General features: G+C 70.8%; 15 protein-coding genes. 6 read left to right on the top strand and 9 right to left on the bottom strand.

The window, feature by feature from the left end; translation table 11 throughout:
* Nucleotides 1-93 precede the first annotated feature (93 nt).
* The 3 genes from OG509_RS26615 to OG509_RS26605 all read left to right on the top strand — a co-directional run bounded on the left by OG509_RS26615 (nucleotide 94) and on the right by OG509_RS26605 (nucleotide 4,058).
* Nucleotides 94-1,110, top strand: a complete 1,017-nt coding sequence (locus tag OG509_RS26615) for an NADP-dependent oxidoreductase (RefSeq protein ID WP_406185040.1) — start codon at nucleotides 94-96, stop codon at nucleotides 1,108-1,110.
* 119 nt (nucleotides 1,111-1,229) lie between these two features.
* Nucleotides 1,230-3,260 (top strand): phosphocholine-specific phospholipase C, encoded by a 2,031-nt coding sequence (locus OG509_RS26610; RefSeq protein ID WP_406185038.1) that lies wholly within the window; start codon nucleotides 1,230-1,232, stop codon nucleotides 3,258-3,260.
* Between the two features lie 96 nt (nucleotides 3,261-3,356).
* On the top strand, nucleotides 3,357-4,058 hold the full coding sequence (locus OG509_RS26605; RefSeq protein ID WP_406185036.1) for a nitroreductase family protein: 702 nt from the start codon (nucleotides 3,357-3,359) through the stop codon (nucleotides 4,056-4,058).
* An 8-nt stretch (nucleotides 4,059-4,066) separates the two neighbouring features.
* Here the strand turns inward: OG509_RS26605 and OG509_RS26600 are convergent, their stop codons facing one another.
* A complete protein-coding gene (locus OG509_RS26600; RefSeq protein WP_406185035.1) occupies nucleotides 4,067-4,504 on the bottom strand; it encodes a MarR family winged helix-turn-helix transcriptional regulator in 438 nt (145 codons plus the stop codon).
* Nucleotides 4,505-4,592: 88 nt separating this feature from the next.
* Between OG509_RS26600 and OG509_RS26595 the strand changes: the two genes are divergently transcribed.
* The gene (locus tag OG509_RS26595) at nucleotides 4,593-5,519 is read left to right on the top strand and encodes a zinc-binding alcohol dehydrogenase family protein (protein ID WP_406185034.1); all 927 of its coding nucleotides are present in this window, start codon (nucleotides 4,593-4,595) and stop codon (nucleotides 5,517-5,519) included.
* 82 nt (nucleotides 5,520-5,601) lie between these two features.
* Here the strand turns inward: OG509_RS26595 and pruA are convergent, their stop codons facing one another.
* Both pruA and OG509_RS26585 read right to left on the bottom strand, forming a co-directional pair.
* Nucleotides 5,602-7,233 carry an L-glutamate gamma-semialdehyde dehydrogenase gene (gene pruA / locus OG509_RS26590; RefSeq protein ID WP_387283709.1) on the bottom strand — a complete coding sequence of 544 codons (1,632 nt, stop codon included), beginning with the start codon at nucleotides 7,231-7,233 and terminating at the stop codon, nucleotides 5,602-5,604.
* A 31-nt stretch (nucleotides 7,234-7,264) separates the two neighbouring features.
* Entirely contained in the window at nucleotides 7,265-8,191 is a 927-nt protein-coding gene (locus tag OG509_RS26585; RefSeq protein ID WP_385581252.1) for a proline dehydrogenase family protein, read from the bottom strand.
* Between the two features lie 198 nt (nucleotides 8,192-8,389).
* Here OG509_RS26585 and OG509_RS26580 point away from each other — a divergent pair, with 198 nt between their 5' ends.
* Entirely contained in the window at nucleotides 8,390-9,529 is a 1,140-nt protein-coding gene (locus OG509_RS26580; protein WP_406185032.1) for a PucR family transcriptional regulator, read from the top strand.
* A gap of 82 nt (nucleotides 9,530-9,611) precedes the next feature.
* On the opposite strand, the gene OG509_RS26575 is transcribed toward OG509_RS26580, so the two are convergent.
* A complete protein-coding gene (locus OG509_RS26575) occupies nucleotides 9,612-10,205 on the bottom strand; it encodes a TetR/AcrR family transcriptional regulator (protein WP_406185031.1) in 594 nt (197 codons plus the stop codon).
* Nucleotides 10,206-10,307: 102 nt separating this feature from the next.
* On the opposite strand from OG509_RS26575, the gene OG509_RS26570 reads away from it, so the two are divergent.
* Nucleotides 10,308-11,945: an MFS transporter gene (locus OG509_RS26570; protein WP_406185030.1), complete on the top strand. Its 1,638-nt coding sequence runs from the start codon at nucleotides 10,308-10,310 to the stop codon at nucleotides 11,943-11,945.
* 94 nt (nucleotides 11,946-12,039) lie between these two features.
* Here OG509_RS26570 and serA read toward each other — a convergent pair whose 3' ends face one another.
* The 5 genes from serA to OG509_RS26545 form a co-directional block, all read right to left on the bottom strand.
* Complete coding sequence (serA, locus tag OG509_RS26565) at nucleotides 12,040-13,629, bottom strand: phosphoglycerate dehydrogenase (RefSeq protein WP_406185028.1); 1,590 nt, start codon at nucleotides 13,627-13,629, stop codon at nucleotides 12,040-12,042.
* A gap of 273 nt (nucleotides 13,630-13,902) precedes the next feature.
* Entirely contained in the window at nucleotides 13,903-14,904 is a 1,002-nt protein-coding gene (gene ilvC, locus OG509_RS26560; protein WP_385581238.1) for a ketol-acid reductoisomerase, read from the bottom strand.
* A gap of 124 nt (nucleotides 14,905-15,028) precedes the next feature.
* Nucleotides 15,029-15,553 carry an acetolactate synthase small subunit gene (ilvN, locus tag OG509_RS26555; RefSeq protein ID WP_030159104.1) on the bottom strand — a complete coding sequence of 175 codons (525 nt, stop codon included), beginning with the start codon at nucleotides 15,551-15,553 and terminating at the stop codon, nucleotides 15,029-15,031.
* A 32-nt stretch (nucleotides 15,554-15,585) separates the two neighbouring features.
* Nucleotides 15,586-17,472 (bottom strand): acetolactate synthase large subunit, encoded by a 1,887-nt coding sequence (locus OG509_RS26550; protein WP_406185026.1) that lies wholly within the window; start codon nucleotides 17,470-17,472, stop codon nucleotides 15,586-15,588.
* 204 nt (nucleotides 17,473-17,676) lie between these two features.
* Nucleotides 17,677-20,511, bottom strand: coding sequence for a putative bifunctional diguanylate cyclase/phosphodiesterase (locus tag OG509_RS26545; protein WP_406187694.1), 2,835 nt, complete (start codon nucleotides 20,509-20,511; stop codon nucleotides 17,677-17,679).
* Between the last annotated feature and the right edge of the window lie 157 nt (nucleotides 20,512-20,668).

Genomic DNA, 20,668 nt, shown 5'->3' with positions numbered 1-20,668 from the left:
TCACCTCGTTCTATGAGCTGTGTTCATGGATGTGCGGCTTCCATGAGCGCAACCCCCTGCCCGGGCCGGTGATTCCTTCCTAGCGTCCTCGTCATGACCACGAACCACACCGCTCACGCCGTCCACCTGACCGCCCGCCCCTGCGGCTTCCCCGTCGCGACCGACTTCGCGTACGTGGCGACCCCGGTCCCCTCCCCCGCCGCGGGCACCGCCCTGGTGCAGAACCTCCTGCTCTCGGTGGACCCGTACCACCGCGGACTGATGGACGGCGGCGAGGGCGGCTTCGAGCTGAACACCCCCCTGGAGGGCCGCGCGGTGGGCCGGGTGCTCGCCTCCCGCGACCCCGGACTGCGCGAGGGCGACCTGGTCTTCCACCGCGAGGGCTGGCGTACGCACGCCCTCGTCACGCTCGGCGCGAACGGCACCCGGAAGCTGCGCGGCCACGAGGACGTCCCGCTGGAGGCGTACCTGAGCATCCTCGGCGGCACCGGCCTGACCGCGTACGCCGCCCTGACCCGGACCGCGGCGCTGCGCGAGGGCGAGGACCTCTTCGTCTCGGCCGCCGCGGGCGGGGTCGGCACCGCCACCGGGCACATCGCGCGGCTGCTGGGCGCCCGCCGGATCATCGGCAGCGCGGGCTCGGCGGCGAAGGTCCGCCACCTCACCGGCGCGCTCGGCTTCGACGCGGCGTTCGACTACCACGACGGGCCGGTCGGCGAGCAGCTCGCGCAGGCCGCGCCCGACGGCATCGACGTGTACGTGGACAACGTGGGCGGGGAGCACCTGGCCGGCGCGATCGACGTGCTGCGCGAGTACGGGCGGATCGCCTGGGTCGGCGGGATCTCGATGTACAACGGGGACCGCTCGCCGGCCGCGCCGCGCAACCTCTTCGAGGTCGTCCACAAGTCGTTGCGCCTGGAAGGGGTATTGGTTCGCAATCACACCAATTTGCAGGACGAGATGGAGGACTTCATGGTCCCTCACCTGCAGAGCGGCAGGATCGGCACGGACACCACCGTTGTCCAGGGAATTGATCACACGGTGGATGCCTTCCTGGGCATGCTGCGAGGCGACAATCTGGGCAAAATGCTGGTCCGTCTTGGGGACTGAATCCAGCCAACCGGATGTTCACCGACTTCTTACCGCACGGATGTAGACCTTTGGCCCGGCGCCCGCCACTCTTTCCGTCAATGTGCCAGCGGGGCACTTGAGTTGGAGGCGAGTAGCCAGTGACACCGATCAGCCGCAGAGGTTTCGTGGGAATCGGCGCCGGGCTGATGGCCGGGGCCGCCCTGCCGGCGATCGCGCCGACGTCTTCGGCCGCTGCCGCCGCGACCGGCACGATCACCGATGTGAAGCACGTGGTGATCCTGATGCAGGAGAACCGCAGCTTCGACCACTACTTCGGCAGGCTGAAGGGTGTCCGCGGCTTCGGCGACCGCGCCGCCGGCAACATCCCGGGCGGCTGGGGCATGTTCAACCAGCCCAACTGGGGCGGCCGCCAGTACCCGTGGAAGCTCAGCTCCACCCCCGCGGCCGGCGGTGTCGACGGCGAGACGCTCGCCCAGTGCAACGGCGACCTCCCGCACAGCTGGACCTCGCAGCACGCCGCCTGGAACAAGGGCCGGATGGACAACTGGGTCCTCGGCGTCGGCAACACCCGCACCCTCGGCTACCTCGACCGCGGGGACATACCCTTCCATTACGGGCTCGCCGACAACTACACGATCTGCGACGCCTACTTCTGCTCCACGCTGAGCGCGACCGGCCCGAACCGCACCTTCCTGTGGAGCGGCAAGGTCGACGCGGGCAGCAAGGACGGCGGCGACGAGTCCGGGCTGACCTGGGAGACGTACGCGGAGGCCCTCCAGCGGGCCGGCGTGAGCTGGAAGGTCTACCAGAACGCCCAGGACAACTACGGGGACAACGGGCTCGCCTACTTCAAGAAGTTCACGGACGCGGCGCCCGGCAACCCGCTGTGGGACCGCGGCATGGGCTCCGTCCCCAAGGTCACCGGCTCCACCCCCGACGACATCGCGGCCGCCATCCGCGCGGACGTCGTCGCCGGCACCCTGCCGCAGGTCTCCTGGGTCGTCGCGAACGAGGCCTTCTCGGAGCACCCGTACGCCCCGCCCGGCGACGGCGCGCACTTCGTGGACCTGGTCTACCGCGCGCTGGCCGCGAACCCCGAGGTCTTCGACTCCACCGTCCTGTTCCTCAACTATGACGAGAACGACGGCTTCTTCGACCACGTCCCGCCGCCCGTCGCCCCGCCCGGCACCCCGGGCGAGTACATCGACGGCACCCCGATCGGCCTCGGCTTCCGCGTCCCGATGATCGTCATGTCCCCGTGGACGCGCGGCGGCTGGGTGAGCTCGGAGGTCTTCGACCACACCTCGGTGCTCCGGTTCATGGAGAAGTGGACGGCGGCCCTCGGCACCCCGGCGAACTGCCCGAACATCAGCGACTGGCGCCGCAAGGTGACCGGCGACCTGACCGGCGTCTTCGACTTCGCGCGCCCGGTGTACGGAGTGCCGTCCGGGCTGCCCTCGACGGCGAAGGTCATCGGCCAGTCGACCTGCGGCCCGCTCCCCAACCCGGCGCCGCAGGACAACGCACTCCCCGTGCAGGAGGCCGGAACCCGCCCGGCACGGGCCCTTCCGTACCAGGTCAACGGCAACCTGGACCGCTTCGAGTTCGGCGCGGCCGGCAAGATCCTGGCCTGGTTCTCGATGACCAACCAGGGCGCGCAGGCGAAGCAGGCGGCACACTTCTCGATCCACCCGCACCAGTACCGGGACACGGCGGCCTGGCAGTACACGGTGGACCCGGGCGCGACGGCGACGGACTACTTCAACATCGGGCTCGGCAGCGGCTCCGGGAAGTACGACATCTCGATGTACGGGCCCAACCGCTTCCTGCGCCGGTTCATCGGCGACGCGTCGAAGGCGGGCAAGGCGATCGAGGTGGCGGCCCGTTTCGCGGTGGAGCCGGGCACGGGCAAGACGGCGCTCTACTTCAAGATGACGAACACGTCGGCCGCGCCCGTCACCTTCACGATCCGCTCGAACGCCTACCGCTCGGACGGCCCGTGGACCTACACCGTCCCGGCGAACTCCTCGCGCGAGGACTACTTCAACGCGGTCGCGTACAACGACGGCTGGTACGACTTCACGATCCTCGCGGACAACGACGGCACCTGGTCGCGCCGCTACACGGGCCACATCGAGACGGGCACGCCCAGCATCAGCGGCAGCTAGGGACGACACGGCCTGGAGCACGTCCTGGCCGGAAATACTCGAGGGCGACCGGATCGGGCCCTGGTCCCGATCCGGTCCCCGCGTGAAGATCTGTCCATGTCGCCCGAGACCGAGCAGTGGACCCCGACCCATGGCGAGCCGTACCGCCCCGTCGCCTACCGTCCCGCGCGGATGCCGAGCGGGGAATCGCTCGCGCGCGCCGCGCAGTTGCGGGAGCGCATGGACGAGCGGCGCACCGTCCGGCACTTCTCCCCCGACTCCGTTCCGGAGCAGGTCATCCGGGACGCCGTCGCCTGCGCGGCGACCGCCCCCTCCGGGGCGCACCAGCAGCCGTGGACCTTCGTCCTGGTCAAGGACCCGGCCGTGCGGCAGCAGATCCGCGCGGCCGCCGAGCAGGAGGAGCAGCTGTCCTACGACGGCCGGCTGGGCGACGAATGGCTCGCCGCCCTGCGCCCCCTCGGCACGGACGCCGTGAAGACCCACCTGACGGACGCCCCGGCGCTGATCGTGGTCTTCCAGCAGCGCTACTGGCTCGGCCCGGACGGCGCCAAGCGCAAGCACTACTACGTGGACGAATCGGTCGGCATGGCGGTCGGCATGCTCCTGACCACCCTCCACCTCAGCGGGCTGGCGGCCCTGGTGCACACCCCGAGCCCGATGCGCTTCCTCTCCCACGTCCTGCACCGCCCGGAGAACGAGAAGGCCTTCGCGGTCATCCCGGTGGGCTACCCGGCGGACGACTGCGAGGTCCCGGACCTCGTCCGCAAGTCCCTGGACCAGGTCATCGTCGAGGTCTAGGGGGTGTATTACGGGGCTCCGGCCTCGTGGACGCGGGCCAGGAGGGCTGTCAGCTGCTCGCGTTCCGCCGGGGTCAGGGGGGACAGGAACGCGGCGTTCGCCGTCTCGGCCAGGGTGGCGCAGCGGGCGAGGGTGGCCTTGCCCGCCGGGGTGAGGGTGATGGCGTTCTTCCGGCGGTCCGCCGGATCCGGGGCCCGCAGGAGGAGGCCGGCGCCTTCCAGGTGATTGAGGAGCCCGACCAGGTCCTTGGGGTCGATGCCGAGCCGGCGGCCGAGGTCGGCCTGGGCCACCGGGCCGTACTCGGCCGTCGCCGCCAGTACCGCGTGGTGCGCGAGCTTCAGCCCCTCCGCGGCGAGCGCCTCGGCGACCAGGCCGCGGCCGCGCGCCGCGACCCGCCCGACGAGCCAGCTCGGGAGGGACTGGATGTGTGCGAGGGCCGAGGTCATGAGCCCAGCGTAGCAATTCATTGGAACTCCCCACGATCTCGTATATCGTTGGGGCTCCCAATGAATTCGACACGGTCCGGGAGGTCCTGTGCTGCGCATCCGCCACGAGGTCAACGGCGGTCCCGAGGTGTTGTTCGCCGAGGAGGCGGACGTGCCCGTCCCCGCCCCCGGGGAGTTGCTCGTCGCGGTCGAGGCCGTCGGGGTCACGCTGCCCGTCGTGCGCAAGGTGCGGGAGGGTGCCGGGGCGATACCGCTCGGCGGCGAGGTCGCGGGAACCGTGGCGGCACTCGGCGAGGGGATGCGGGGGTTCGCCGTCGGCGACCGGGTCACCGGGCTGTGCTTCGGCCACGGGTACGCCGAGTACGCGCTCCTCGCGGCCCCCTTCACCTCCGCCGTCCCCGACGGGGCGAGCTCCGTCGACGCCGTCGCGCTCGTGCGCAGCGGGCTCGTGGCCCGGGGCGCCTGGGAGGCCGGGCAGGTCCGCCCCGGGGAGTCCGTGCTGGTCACGGCGGCCGCGAGCGGGGTCGGCAGCCTCGCGCTCCAACTGGCCCGGGCCGGCGGGGCGGGCCGGCTGGTCGCCGCCGTCTCCAGCCCGGACAAGGCCGGGTTCGTGCGCGGCCTCGGCGCCGACGAGGTGGTGCTGTACGACGACCCGGCCTCCTGGGGCGACCCGTACGACGTGGTCCTCGACGGGGTCGGCGGCGAGCTGCTCGGCCCCGTCGTGCGGGCCCTGGCCACGGGCGGCCGGCTGGTGGCGTACGGCTCGGGCGGCGGCTCGGTGGAGGCGTACGAACTGCTGGTGCGCGGCGCCTCGATGATCGGCTTCCAGATCCGGGCCGTCGCGCAGGGCCGGCCCGAGGTGTACGAGGGCTGGCGGCGCGAGCTGTGGAAGGCGTACGCGGACGGCTCGCTGCGCCCCGCCGTGCACGGGGAGATCCCGCTGGCCGAGGCGGCCCGGGCGCACGCGCTGATCGAGGAACGGCGCAACCTCGGCAAGGTGGTCCTGATCCCCTGACCGGACAGGGGCGCAACTGGAACCGCCCCCGATCCGGACTTGGGGGTACCGGAACGGGGGCGGGGTCAGCAGGGGGCCGGGATCAGCCCATGTGCGGGTACGCGTAGTCCGTCGGCGCGACCAGCGTCTCCTTGATGGAGCGCGTCGAGGTCCAGCGCATCAGGTTCGACGCGGCGCCCGCCTTGTCGTTCGTACCCGAGGCACGGCCGCCGCCGAACGGCTGCTGCCCGACCACGGCGCCGGTCGACTTGTCGTTGATGTAGAAGTTGCCCGCCGCGAAGCGGAGCTTCTCCATCGCGTCCGCCGCCGCGTAGCGGTCACCGGCGATGATCGAGCCGGTCAGCGCGTACGCCGACACCGACTCCATCTGGGCCAGCATCGCGTCGAACTCGGCGTCCTCGTACACGTGGATCGCCAGGATCGGGCCGAAGTACTCGGTCGTGAAGACCTCGTTCTCCGGGTCGGTGCACGCGATGACGGTCGGGCGGACGAAGTAGCCCTCCGAGTCGTCGTACGTGCCACCGGCGATGATCTCGCAGGTCGGGTCGGCGATCGCACGGTCGATCGCGGCCTTGTTCTTCGCGAACGAACGCTCGTCGATGACGGCGCCGATGAAGTTGGTCAGATCGCGGACGTCACCCATGGTGATGCCGTCGACCTCGGCCGCGAAGGCCTCCTTGAAGCCGTCGTTCCAGATCGAGGCCGGGACGTAGGCGCGCGAGGACGCCGAGCACTTCTGGCCCTGGAACTCGAAGGAGCCGCGGGTCAGAGCGGTCTTCAGGACGGCGCGGTCCGCGGACGGGTGCGCCACGACGAAGTCCTTGCCGCCGGTCTCGCCGACCAGGCGCGGGTAGGACTTGTACTTCTCGATGTTGTTGCCGACCGTCTTCCACAGGTACTGGAAGGTCTTGGTCGAACCGGTGAAGTGGATGCCGGCCAGCTCGGGGTGGTTCAGGGCCACCTCGGAGACGGCGATGCCGTCGCCCGTCACCAGGTTGATGACGCCCTTCGGCAGGCCGGCCTCCTCCAGGAGCTCCATCAGGAGGACCGCGGAGTGCGTCTGCGTCGGGGACGGCTTCCACACGACCACGTTGCCCATCAGGGCGGGGGCGGTCGGCAGGTTGCCGGCGATGGCCGTGAAGTTGAACGGCGTGATCGCGTAGACGAAGCCTTCGAGCGGGCGGTGGTCGCTGCGGTTCCACACGCCGGCGGAGTTCGCGACCGGCTGCTCGGCCAGGATCTGGCGGGCGAAGTGGACGTTGAAGCGCCAGAAGTCGACGAGCTCGCACGGGGTGTCGATCTCGGCCTGCTGCGCGGTCTTCGACTGGCCCAGCATGGTGGAGGCGGCCAGCTTCTCGCGCCACGGGCCGGACAGCAGCTCGGCGGCGCGCAGGATGATCGCGGCGCGGTCGTCGAAGGACATCGAGCGCCAGGCCGGGGCCGCGGCCAGGGCGGCGTCGACGGCCTCCTGGGCGTCGGCCTGGGTGGCGTTCGCGTACGTGCCGATGACCGACTTGTGGTCGTGCGGCTGCACGACGTCGAAGCGCTCGCCGCCGCCCATCCGCTTGACGCCGTTGATCGTCATGGGCAGGTCGATCGGGTTCTCGGACAGCTGCTTCAGCTGCGTTTCGAGGCGCGCGCGCTCCGGGGTACCGGGGGCGTACGAGTGGACCGGCTCGTTGACCGGCACGGGGACCTGGGTCACAGCATCCATGGGGCTGGTAACTCCTTGACCTGGTTCTTGGCTAGTTCTTGGTGATCATCGAGCGGAGGAAGAACAGGAGGTTGGCCGGCTTCTCGGCGAGGCGCCGCATGAAGTAGCCGTACCAGTCCGTCCCGTACGCGGTGTAGACGCGCATGCGGTGGCCCTCGGCGGCGAGCCGCAGGTGCTCCTCGCTGCGGATGCCGTACAGCATCTGGAACTCGTACTCGTCCAGCTTGCGCCCGGCCTTGCGGGCGAGCTCCTGCGCGATGGCGATCAGGCGCGGGTCGTGCGACCCGATCATCGGGTAGCCCTCGCCCTCCATCAGCGTCTTCAGGATGCGGACGTACGCCTTGTCGATCTCGCCCTTGTCCTGGTAGGCGACTTCGGCGGGCTCCTTGTAGGCGCCCTTCACGATCCGGACGCGGCTGCCGGCGGCGGCCAGGCGGCGGGCGTCGGCCTCGGTGCGGAAGAGGTACGCCTGGATCACGCAGCCGGTCTGCGGGAAGTCCCGGCGCAGCTCCTCGTGGATGGCGAACATCGAGTCGAGGGTGGTGTGGTCCTCGGCGTCCAGCGTGACGGTGGTGCCGATGGCCGCGGCGGCCTCGACGACCGGGCGGACGTTGGCGAGCGCGAGCTCGTGGCCGCCCTCCAGCGCCTGGCCGAACATCGACAGCTTGACCGACATCTCGGCCTTCTCGCCGAGGCCCAGGCCGGCCAGGTGCTCGATGAGTTCGAGGTAGGCGTCACGCGCGGCATGGGACTGCTCCACCGTGGTGATGTCCTCGCCCACCACGTCGAGCGTGAGCTCCAGGCCCTTCTCCGTGAGGTCCACGACGATCGGGATGACCTGGTCGACCGTCTCGCCGGGGATGAACCGGTTCACCACGGGCTTGGTCACCGGGGCGGCAGAGACGATTCGGCGCATCTTGTCGCTGCGCGAAGCGGCGAGGATCGCGGGACCCAGCACGGGGCACCTCCAACAGGTGGCAGAAGCAGGCATACGGTCCGCGCGGGGGTGGGCGGGGCCGTAAAGAAAACGCAAGTAAAACCACCGTGAAACCTAAGGATCGCTTTGATCCTCTGCCATCGACAGCTGTCACGCATCCGTGTCCCCGATCTCATACATCTGTCTGAAGACCGGCTTTCCAGGTGGGAGAATGTCCGGGTGAAGGGCGATTACCAGGACCTGGTGGATGACATCTCGGCGCTCCTCGGCGCCCCGGCGACGCTGGAGAACCGGGATTTCCGCCTCATCGCCTTCGGCGCGCACGACAGCGACGACGATCTCGCGATGGATCCCGTACGCACCCGCTCGATCCTGACCCGGCAGTCGACGGCGGCCGTGCGGGCCTGGTTCGAGGGCTTCGGCATCGCGCGGGCTACGGGTCCGGTGCGGATCCCGGCGGCGCCGGACGCGGGGGTCTTCCGGGGGCGCATCTGCCTGCCGGTGCGCTACCGCGGGATCGTGCAGGGGTACGTGTGGCTCCTCGACCAGGAGCCCGGCCCCGGGCCGGACGCCCTGGCGGCGGCCATGGAGGTGGCCGAGCGCATCGGGATCCTGCTCGCCGAGGAGGCGAAGGCGGGGGCCGACCTGTCCCGGGAGTTCCGGGAGGTGCTCACGGCCGGCCGGGGTTGGCAGCAGGACATGGCGGTGGCCGCGCTCCGGCTGGCCCTGGGGCCGGGGGGTGAGGGGCTGCACGCGGTGGTGTGCGTGGAGCCGTGGTCCGGTGAGGCCCCGGCGTCGGTCCCGGGCGCGGCGGCGGTGTCCACGCTCCCCCGGCCGGGGCGGAAGGCCGGCCAGGCACTCGCCGTCCTGGTCAGGCTCCGCTCGGCGGAGGTGCTCGTCCCAGCCGTCGGCGTCGCGACCCGGCTGCTGGCGGGCGGCTCGGCGACCGCCGGGATCGCGGAGCCCCGCCGGGGGCCGGCGGCACTGGCCGACGCCTGGTCGGAGGCTTCGGCGGCGGCGCAGGCGGCCGCCGCCCAGCCCAGGTTCGGCCCGGTGGCCCAGTGGTCGGCGATCGGCCCGTACCGGATGCTGGCGGCCCTGGCGGCCGCCGACCCGGCGGGCGATCCGGCGACCCGGGTCCTGCTCGGGCCGGCGCACCGGGAACTCGCCCGTACCGCCGAACTGTTTCTGGACTGCGCGGGCCAGGCGGGCCGCGCGGCGGCGGCCCTGGGCATCCACCGCCAGACCCTGTACTACCGGCTCGCCCGGGTGGAGCAGCTGACCGGCCTGGACCTGGACGAGGGCGAGGACCGGCTGTTGCTCCACATGGCCCTCAAGGCGGCCCGCCTGTACGGCTGAACGCGGGCGCGCCTCGTACACACCGCGCCGGCACGCCTCGTACGCGGTGCGCCGACACCCCTCGTACGGGAGACACCCGCGCTCAGGCGGGGTAGGCGGCGCCCTTGTCCTTCGTCATCATCTCCGCGGCGCGCCGCATGCCCTCCGTCAACTCCTCGGCGGTGACGGCCGCTTCCGGGTCGAACATCCACAGCGCCATCACCCCGGTGATGAGCGCCTGGTACAGCCCGCCGATCGTGCGGACGTCCCGCTCGTCGAGGTCCTCCTCGGGGATGCCGGTGAACGCGGCGATCAGCCCCTTGCGGCCGTCCCCCGCGGAGGCGGCGAGCAGTTCGCGCAGCTCCGGCATCCGGCCGCGACTGAGCGCCACCTCCATGCTGGCCGCCCACATCGGCGCCGACTCCTCCTGACGGCCGATCACGCCCTCCCAGACCGAGCGGAATCGTTCGAGCGAGCCGCCCTCCCCGGTGACGTCCGGCACGAACGAATCGCCCCACTCCTCCGCGAGGGCGATGTACGCCTTCGACATCAAGGCGTCTTTCGAGCCGTAGTGGTAGCCGATCGACGCCAGGTTCGCGCCGGAGGCGTTGACGATGTCGCGCGCGGTCGTCCGCACGAAACCCTTCTCGACCAGGCACTTCTTGGCGCCTTCGAGCAGATCTTCACGGTGTCCCATGCGCTCACCGTATCAAGACAAGCGTCCTAGACAACAGTCACAGACAACAGTCCCATACGGGCGTACTAGACAAGCGTTTATGACGCTTGTACATTCCTGCTCATGACGAACTCCGCCGCGCGTCTCGCCGGCCGCAGGGAATGGACCGCCTTCACCGTCCTCCTGCTGCCCCTGCTCCTGGTCTCGATGGACGTCTCCGTCCTCTACTTCGCCATCCCGGCCATCACCCGAGAGCTCGACCCGAGCGCCACCCAGCAGCTCTGGATCTTCGACAGCTACGCCTTCGCCCTCGCCGGCCTGCTGATCACCATGGGTTCGCTCGGCGACCGGATCGGCCGCCGCAAGCTGCTGCTGATGGGCGCGACCGCCTTCGGGCTCGCCTCGGTCTGCGCCGCCTACGCCACCAGCGCCGAGATGCTGATCGCCGCCCGCGTGCTGCTCGGGATCGGCGGGGCGACCCTGATGCCCTCCACGCTGGCGCTCGTACGCAACCTCTTCCAGGACGCCAAGCAGCGCGGTCAGGCCATCGCCATCTGGTCCGGGGCCATGACCGGCGGCATCGCCCTCGGCTCGGTGATGAGCGGCGTGATGCTGAACCACTTCTGGTGGGGTTCGGTCTTCCTCATCAACGTGCCCGCGATGCTGCTCCTGCTGGTCCTGGTCCCGGTGCTGGTCCCCGAGTTCAAGGACCCGGCGCCCGGCCGCTTCGACCTGCTGAGCGTGCCGCTGTCGACGGCCGCCGTGCTCCCGGTGGTGTACGGCCTCAAGGAGATCGCCGCCGAGGGCCCGGAGCCGCTCTACCTGGTCTGCGTTGCCGTGGGCCTGGCCTTCGGGTTCGCCTTCGTCCGCCGCCAGCGCACCCGTGACGACGCCATGGTCGGCCGGGCCCTGTTCCGGGGCCGGGGATTCGGCGCGGGAATCGCCCTCAACACCATCGCCGCGTTCGCCATGATGGGCTCGGCCTACTTCACCACCCAGTACCTGCAGTCGGTGCTCGGCATGGGCACGCTGGAGGCCGCCCTGTGGAGCCTCGCGCCCTCGCTCCTCATCGGCGCCGCCGCCCCGGTCGGCGCGGCCCTGGCACAGAAGACCGACCGGGCGTACGTCATCGCCGGCGGCTTCGCCCTCGCCGCGGCCGGGTTCGCCCTGATCGGCCTCGTCGGCAGCGACTCCCTGTGGCTGCTGCTGACCGGCGCCGGAGTGCTGGCCTCCGGCATCGTCACCGTGATGTCCCTGGTCTCCGACATGGCGCTGGGCGCGGCCCCCGCGGAGAAGGCCGGCTCGGCCGCCTCCCTGCTGGAGACCGGCCAGGAGTTCGGCGGGGCGCTCGGCATGGCGGTCCTGGGCAGCCTCGGCACCGCCGTCTACCGCTCCGACCTGTCGGGCGCCGAGCCCGCCGTCCGGGAGACCCTGGGCGGCGCCGTCGCCACCGCCCGGCAGCTCGGCGGCGAGGCGGGCGAGCAGGTGCTGGGCCTGGCCCGCGACGCCTTCGTCCACGGCATGCAGTACGCGGCCTGGGGCGGTGCGGCCCTGCTGCTCGCCGCCGGCGTCCTCGCGGTGGCCCTGATGCGGGGGCTCGGCACCCCGGCCACGGAACCGGCTCAGGCCGCGGAGCCGACCGAGGGAATCGAGGAGCCGGCCGAGGAGGTCGAGGAGGTCGAGGAGCTGGCCGGGCAGCTCGCCTCCCTGGCCGAGGAGATCTCGGAGCTGGCCGACAAGGCCGCGGCCCTCAGGAGCTGAGCCCTGAACGGCAGAACGGAGCACCTGTGGAACACGGGGAAGGGCCCGGGGAGTTCCCCGGGCCCTTCACTCATGCGTGCGGGTTGCGTGCCGGTCAGCCGAGGCTGACCGTGCGCGCCGAGACCGCGCCGATCTCGGCGGAGATCTCCGCGAGGACGTTCACCGGCACCTCCGCGTCGACCGTGAGGACGCCGAGCGCCTCGCCGCCCTCCTCGGCACGGGCGACCTGCATGCCCGCGATGTTCAGGCCGGCTTCGCCGAGGATGCGGCCGACGGTGCCGACCACGCCCGGACGGTCGGTGTAGCGCAGCACGAGCATCTGGTCGGCGAGCGCCAGGTCCACGTCGTACTCGCCGATGCCGACGATCTTCTGCAGGTGCTTCGGGCCGGCGAGGGTGCCGGAGACCGACACCTCCTGACCGTCCGACAGGGTGCCGCGCACGGTCACCACGTTGCGGTGGTCCGGGGACTCCGAGCTGGTGGTCAGGCGTACCTCGACACCGCGCTCCTGCGCGAACAGCGGGGCGTTGACGTAGGACACCGTCTCGTCGACGACGTCCTCGAAGACACCCTTGAGGGCGGAGAGTTCCAGCACCTTGACGTCGTGCTGGGTGATCTCGCCGCAGACCTCGACGTCGAGGCGGACCGCGACCTCGCCCGCGAGGGCGGTGAAGATGCGGCCGAGCTTCTCGGCGAGCGGCAGGCCCGGACGGACGTCCTCGGCGATGACGCCGCCCTGGACGTTGACCGCGTCCGGTACGAGCTCACCCGCGAGCGCCAGGCGCACCGAGTTGGCGACCGAGATGCCGGCCTTCTCCTGGGCCTCGTCCGTGGACGCACCGAGGTGCGGGGTGCAGACGACCTGGTCGAGCTCGAAGAGCGGGGAGTCCGTGCAGGGCTCCTTCGCGTACACGTCGAGGCCGGCGCCGGCGACGCGGCCCTCCTTGATGGCCGAGTACAGCGCGGCCTCGTCCACGATCCCGCCGCGCGCGGCGTTGACGATGCGGACGGACGGCTTGACCTTGTGCAGGGCCTCGTCCCCGATGAGACCGAGGGTCTCGGGGGTCTTGGGCAGGTGCACGGTGATGAAGTCGGCGACTTCGAGGAGCTCGTCCAGCGTCAGCATCTTGACGCCCATCTGGGCGGCGCGCGCGGGCTGTACGTAGGGGTCGTACGCGACGATCTTCATACCGAAGGCCGACATGCGCTGGGCGACCAGGACGCCGATGCGGCCGAGGCCGACGACACCGAGGGTCTTCTCGCTGAGCTCGACGCCCGTGTACTTGTTCCGCTTCCACTCGCCGTTCTTCAGGGCGGTGTTGGCCTGCGGGATGTTGCGGGCCGAGGCGACGAGCAGGCCGCAGGCGAGCTCGGCGGCGGTGACGATGTTGGAGGTCGGTGCGTTCACGACCATCACGCCGGCCTTGGTGGCGGCGGAGACGTCGACGTTGTCGAGGCCGACACCGGCGCGCGCGACGACCTTCAGCTTCTTGGCGGCGGCGATGGCCTCCGCGTCGACCTTGGTCGCGGAGCGCACCAGGATGGCGTCGACGTCCACGATCGCGGGGAGCAGCTCCGCGCGGTCGGCGCCGTTGACGTGCCGGATCTCGAAGTCCGGACCGAGCGCGTCGACGGTGGCGGGCGACAGCTCTTCGGCGATGAGTACGACAGGTTTCGAGCTCACGTGGGTCATCCTCACAAGTCCAGTGCGGACGGCCGTCCCGACGGCCGCAGGCGGTGGAGGGGGTAGCCGCGTGGAAGACGCACGACACTGTGGGCCTGACGCGTTGTGTTGAGCAGTGTAGTGGCGGATTCCGTGCTGGATTCCGCCTGTCCGGAAGGATCACCCGTCCGGGGTTGGCCAGGGTGGACAAGCCCCGCGTGCAGAGCGGTCCGATCCGGCCCGTCGTGCGCGGCGGGGCCGGGGCTCATCGGCCCCGGCCCCCTCGCGTACGGATCAGCTCTCGTCGCTGTCGACCCAGCTCATGAGCTTGCGCAGCTTCTTGCCGGTGGTCTCCAGCAGGTGCGCCTCGTCGGCCTTCTTGTACTCGTTGTACTTCGGCAGACCGGCCTTGTACTCGGCCATCCAGGTGTTGGCGAACTCGCCGCTCTGGATCTCCGCGAGGACCTGCTTCATCTCGGCCTTGGTGGCGTCGGTGATGATGCGGGGACCGGTGATGTAGTCGCCCCACTCGGCGGTCTCGGAGACCGACCAGCGCATCTTCTCCAGGCCGCCCTCGTACATGAGGTCCACGATGAGCTTCAGCTCGTGCAGGCACTCGAAGTACGCGATCTCCGGCTGGTAGCCGGCCTCGGTCAGGGTCTCGAAACCGGCCTTGACCAGGGCGGAGGCGCCACCGCAGAGGACGGCCTGCTCACCGAACAGGTCGGTCTCGGTCTCCTCGGTGAAGGTGGTCTTGATGACGCCGGCGCGGGTGCCGCCGATGCCGGCCGCGTACGAGAGCGCGAGGGCGAAGGCGTCGCCGGAGAAGTCCTGCTCGACGGCGGCGATGCAGGGCACGCCGCGGCCTTCCTCGTACTGGCGGCGCACCAGGTGGCCCGGGCCCTTCGGGGCGACCAGGGCGACGTCCACGTTGGCCGGGGGCTTGATGAAGCCGTAGCGGACGTTGAAGCCGTGGCCGAAGAAGAGCGCGTCGCCCTCCTCGAGGTGCTCCTTGATGGACTCCTCGTAGATCTCGGCCTGGAGCGGGTCCGGGGTCAGGATCATGATGACGTTGGCCCAGGCGGCGGCCTCGGCGACCGGGACGACCTTCAGGCCCTGCTCCTCGGCCTTGGCCTTGGACTTCGAGCCCTCCTTCAGGCCGACGACGACGTCGACGCCGGAGTCACGCAGCGACAGCGCGTGGGCGTGGCCCTGGCTGCCGTAGCCGATGACCGCGACCTTGCGGCCCTGGATGATGGACAGGTCGGCGTCGTTCTCGTAGAACAGCTCGGCCACTGGGATATCTCCTTGGTGCGCTGGTGTTGCTCCCACCGTACGGCGGGGAACGTGAAGGAAGTTTCTTGGTCTCGCGATGCGAGAGGCAACGCGACGCGGGGGTGTTGCTCAGGCGCTGTGTTGCTCAGGCGCTGCGGTCGAGCGCGCGCAGGCTGCGGTCCGTGATGGACCGGCCGCCGCGCCCTATGGCGATCGTGCCGGACTGCACGAGCTCCTTGATGCCGAAGGGCTCCAGCATCTTGAGCATCGCGCCGAGCTTGTCGGCACCGCCCGTCGCCTCGATGGTGACGGCCTCCGGGGAGACGTCGACCGTCTTGGCGCGGAACAGCTGGACGATCTCGACGATCTGCGAGCGCGTCTCGTTGTCGGCGCGGACCTTCACCAGAACGAGTTCGCGCTCGATGGCGTTGTGCGGCTCCAGCTCGACGATCTTGAGCACGTTGACCAGCTTGTTCAGCTGCTTGGTCACCTGCTCCAGCGGGAGGTCCTCGACGTTCACGACGATCGTGATGCGCGAGATGTCGGGGTGCTCGGTGACACCGACCGCGAGGGAGTCGATGTTGAACCCGCGGCGGGAGAACAGCGCGGCGATCCGGGCGAGGATGCCGGGCGTGTTCTGGACCAGGACGGAGAGCGTGTGCTTGGACATGTGAGTCGTTCTCTCTCTCAGGCTCTCTCGGCTCAGTCGTCTTCGTTGTCGCCGAAGTCGGGACGGACGCCCCGGGCTGCCATGACCTCGTCGTTGGAGGTGCCGGCGGCGACCATCGGCCACACCATGGCGTCCTCGTGGACGATGAAGTCGATCACGACGGTACGGTCGTTGATCGCGTTGGCCTCGGCGATGACCTTGTCCAGGTCGGCCGGGTCCTCACAGCGCAGCGCCACGCAGCCCATGGCCTCGGACAGCTTGACGAAGTCCGGGACGCGGGTGCCCTTGCGGGGGGCGGTGGACTCCCCGACCTGGGAGCCGACGGTGCCGTGGCCCGTCTCGTCGGCGTGCAGCACGGTGTTGGAGTACCGCTGGTTGTAGAACAGGGTCTGCCACTGGCGGACCATTCCCAGCGCACCGTTGTTGATGATCGCGACCTTGATCGGGATGTTGTTCAGCGCGCAGGTGACCAGTTCCTGATTGGTCATCTGGAAGCAGCCGTCGCCGTCGATCGCCCAGACCGTGCGGTCCGGCATGCCGACCTTGGCGCCCATCGCGGCGGGGACCGCGTAGCCCATGGTTCCGGCGCCGCCGGAGTTCAGCCAGGTGCGGGGCTCCTCGTAGTTGACGAAGTGAGAGGCCCACATCTGGTGCTGGCCGACGCCGGCCGCGTAGATGGTGTGCTCGGGGGCGAGCTCGCCGATGCGCTGGATGACCTGCTGCGGCGAGAGCATGCCGTCGTCGGGCAGGTCGTAGCCCAGCGGGTACGTCTCGCGCCAGCGGCTGAGGTCCTTCCACCAGGCGGTGTAGTCCCCGGTGTTGCCCTCGGTGTGCTCGGCCTGGACCGCCTGGATCAGGTCGGCGATGACCTCGCGGGCGTCACCGACGATCGGGACGTCGACCTCGCGGTTCTTGCCGATCTCCGCCGGGTCGATGTCCGCGTGGATGACCTTGGCGAACGGGGCGAAGCTGTCCAGCTTGCCGGTGACGCGGTCGTCGAAGCGGGTGCCGAGCGCGATCAGCAGGTCCGACTTCTGCAGGGCGGTGACGGCGGTGACCGCGCCGTGCATGCCGGGCATGCCCACGTGCAGCGGGTGGCTGTCGGGGAACGAGCCCAGCGCCATCAGCGTGGTGGTGACCGGGACCCCGGTCAGCTCGGCCAGGACCTTGAGTTCGGCGGTCGCGCCGGACTTCATGACGCCGCCGCCGACGTACAGCACCGGGCGCTTGGCCTGGCAGATGAGCTTGGCGGCCTCGCGGATCTGCTTGGCGTGCGGCTTGGTGACCGGCCGGTAGCCCGGGAGGTCCTGCGACGGCGGCCACGAGAAGGTGGTCCTCGACTGCAGGGCGTCCTTGGCGATGTCGACCAGGACCGGGCCGGGGCGGCCGGTGGAGGCGATGTGGAAGGCCTCGGCGATCGTCTTCGGGATGTCCTCGGCCTTGGTCACCAGGAAGTTGTGCTTGGTGATCGGCATCGTGATGCCGACGATGTCCGCCTCCTGGAAGGCGTCGGTGCCGATCGCCTTGGAGGAGACCTGGCCGGTGATCGCGACGAGCGGCACCGAGTCCATGTGCGCGTCGGCGATGGGGGTGACCAGGTTGGTGGCCCCCGGGCCGGAGGTGGCCATGCAGACGCCCACCTTGCCGGTGGCCTGCGCGTAGCCGGTCGCGGCGTGGCCGGCGCCCTGCTCGTGGCGGACCAGGATGTGGCGGACCTTGGTGCTGTCCATCATCGGGTCGTACGCCGGGAGGATGGCCCCGCCCGGGATACCGAAGACGGTGTCGCACCCCACCTCTTCGAGAGAGCGGATGAGGGACTGCGCACCCGTGACGTGCTCAACTGCGGCGGGCTGGTGTCCGCCGGAACGGGGCCGCGGCTGCGGATGGTGGGCCCCGGTGGCCTGCTCGGTCATCGGCATTCTCTTCTCGAAGCTGAGGGTTTTACGAGGATTCGAAGGTGTGCCAGTGCAACAAAAAACCCCTCGTGCCGGGAGGCAAGCGAGGGGAGCGCGTCGGGTGTGCGGAGCGGGGACATGCAGGTCCCAGCTTCAGCCGACGCGCTTTCCAAGTACGAGAATTCGGGTGCGCATGGCACTGACCCTCCCTCCGGCGGGAGGGGGATGTCAAGCGGGTGGGACGGGCGTCTCATTATGTGAGCCTCTGCGGATGGCCATCGAGCCCCCGGACGAACCACCGGCCAAGGCGGGCTGGGCCGCTCCGCCCGGTACTGGGAACGTACCGCGCACCAGCGCGCGGCGCAGCCTGTACTCGTCGAGTGGGCCGGAAAAAGCCACTCCCTGGCCGTGTGTGCACCCCATCGCGCGCAGCGCCATGACCTGCTCGGGGAGGTCCGCCCCGTCGGCCACCGACTGCATGCCCAAATCATTTGCAATGCGCAACAAACCAGCAGTGATCTTGTGGAGGCGGGCGGATTCGACCACGCCCTCGACCAGGCCCCGGTCCAGCTTCAGGATGTCCACGGGGAGTCTGCGCAGGGCGCTGATGGCCGCGTAGCCGCTGCCGAAGCCGTCCAGGGAGATCAGGACCCCGAGCCGGCGCAGGGCCGCCAGGCGCCGCTCCAGCTCGTCGAAGGGGACCCTGGGGTCTGACACGGTCAGTTCGATCACGAGGGCCCCGGACGGCAGCCCGTGCCGGGTCAGCAGGGCCTCCACGGAGCCGAGCGGCGCGGCCCGGTCCAGCAGCCGCTGGGCGCTCATCCGTACGGCCACCGGTACGTCGTGCCCGATGCGGTGCCGCTCGGCGGCCTGCGCCACGGCCTCCTCCAGCAGCCAGTGCCCCAGCTCGGCGGCCCGGGTGGGCATGCCCGCGGGGAGGCCGGAGCGGCCGTCGGACCCCGCCGCGGCGCCCTCGCTGTACTCGGCCACCCGGAGGAATTCCGCCGGGGTGAACAGGATCCCCTGGGCCGAGCGCCAGCGGGCCTGCGCCGCCACGGCCGTGACCTCGCCGGTCGCCAGGGAGACGACCGGCTGGTGCAGCAGGGCGAACTCCCCGTCGTGGAGCGCGGTGCGCAGCCGCCCGGCGAGCTCCGCCTTCCGTACGACCTCGGCCTGCATCTGGGGCGCGTACAGCTCGACCCGGTCCTTGCCGCCCGCCTTGGCGCGGTACATCGCGAGGTCCGCGTTGCGCATGAGGTCCGAAAGGGTGATGCCGGGGTCGGCGAAGGCCACGCCGATGCTGGCGGCGACCCGGACGTCGCTGCCGGCGATCCGGTACGGCTGGGACAGCGTGGTGCGCAGCCGGTCCGCGATCTCGCGCACCTGGTACTCGCGGGCGCTGCGGTCGCGGCTGCCGTCGCCCAGGATCAGCGCCGCGAACTCGTCGCCGCCGAGCCGGGCGGCGGTGTCCCCGGCACGCACCGAGTCCTGGAGCCGGCGCGCGGCCTCGATCAGCAGCTCGTCGCCCGCCTGGTGGCCGATGGTGTCGTTGACCGCCTTGAACCCGTCGAGGTCGATGAAGAGCACGGCGGAGCTGCGGTCCCCCGCGCGCCGGCCGGTCAGGGCCTGGCGGACCCGGCGGGTGAACAGGGCCCGGTTGGGCAGGTCGGTCAGCGGATCGTGCTCGGCGCTGTGCTGGAGCTGCGCCTGGAGGCGGACCCGCTCGGTGACGTCGCGGCTGTTGAGGATGAGGCCGCCCTGGTGGCGGTTGACGGTGGACTCCACATTCAGCCATTCGCCGCTGCCGGACTTGAAGCGGCATTCGATGCGGGTGGTCGGCTCCTCGGCGGGCGGCGCGGCGAGGAAGCGGCGTACCTCGTGGACCACCCGGCCCAGGTCGTGCGGGTGGATCAGGGTGGCGAGCTCGGTGCCGACGAGCTCCTCGGCCTCGCGCCCGTAGACCCCGGCGGCCGCGGGGCTGACGTACCGCAGGGTCCCGGTGGGGGCGGCGATCATGATGACGTCGCTGGAGCCCTGGACCAGGGAGCGGAAGTGGTTCTCCTTCTGGGCGAGTTCCTGCGTCAGCGCGATGTTGTCGATGAGCATGATGCCCTGCCGGATGACGAGGGCGAGCACCACCGTGCAGCCGGTGAAGACGACGACGCGGTCGACCTTCCGGCCGTCCACCACGTTGTACAGGATGCCCAGGGTGCAGACGGCAGCCGCGAGGTACGGCGTGAGGGCGGGCAGCGAGCCGGTGATGGGACGGCTGACCGGGCGCTCGGCGCGCGGCAGCCCCGGCGTCCCCGGGTCCGGATGGGCGCGCCGGGCCCCCCAGGGCGCGTAGGCGAGCAGCAGCGAGCCGGCGAACCAGCCGGCGTCGAGCAGCTGACCGGACTGGTACTCGGCGCTGAGCAGCGGCGAGGTGAACAGGGCGTCGCTGAGCACGGTCAGGGCCAGGGCCGCGATGGCGGTGTTCACGGCCGAGCGGTTGGCCTCGGAGCGCCGGAAGTGCAGGACGAGCACCATGGAGACGAGCGCGATGTCCAGCAGCGGGTAGGCGAGCGAGAGCGCGGCGCGCGGGACGCTGCCGGGGGCCCCGGACTGGGCGGTCCGCGCCGCGTGCGCGAGGGCCAGGCTCCAGGACAGGGTGAGCAGGGAGCCGCCGATGAGCCAGGAGTCGAGCCCGAGGCAGACCCAGCCGGCGCGGGTGACCGGGCGTTTGGCGAGGACGAGCAGGCCCACGATGGCGGGCGGCGCGAAGCAGAGGAACGCGAAGTCGGCGAGCGAGGGCTTCGGCACGACCTCGCCGAGGACCACTTCGTACCAGCCCCAGACGCCGTTGCCGCAGGCTCCCATGAGGGAGGAGACCGCGAAGAGCAGCCAGGCCGGGCGCTCGCGGCTGTCGATCGTCCGCGCGTACGTGTAGCAGGAGACGGCGGCGAGTAACGCGGCGGCGCTGAGCCCGAAATCGCCCATGATCTCAGCGAGTTCCTCGGAGCCCCAGCCGAGGGCGGCGCCGACGGCGTACCCACCGCTGATCATTGCGAGGAGCAGCTGCATCGCCAGGCTCCTGCCGCCGCCGCCCGAAACGGGCGGCTTGGTCAGCAGCGCCGCCCCCGGGGCACTCACCGGTCCCCCTCGCTGGCTGGTTCCGGCGCCCAGTCCCGGCAGTGTCGCCTCCGGCGGCTGTGCCGCATCGGATCCATCGTCCATTGGC

Origin of the sequence: Streptomyces sp. NBC_01006 (genome assembly GCF_045162725.1) — a bacterium.
GTDB lineage: Bacteria > Actinomycetota > Actinomycetes > Streptomycetales > Streptomycetaceae > Streptomyces.
This window is presented reverse-complemented; position numbering and strand designations above follow the sequence as displayed.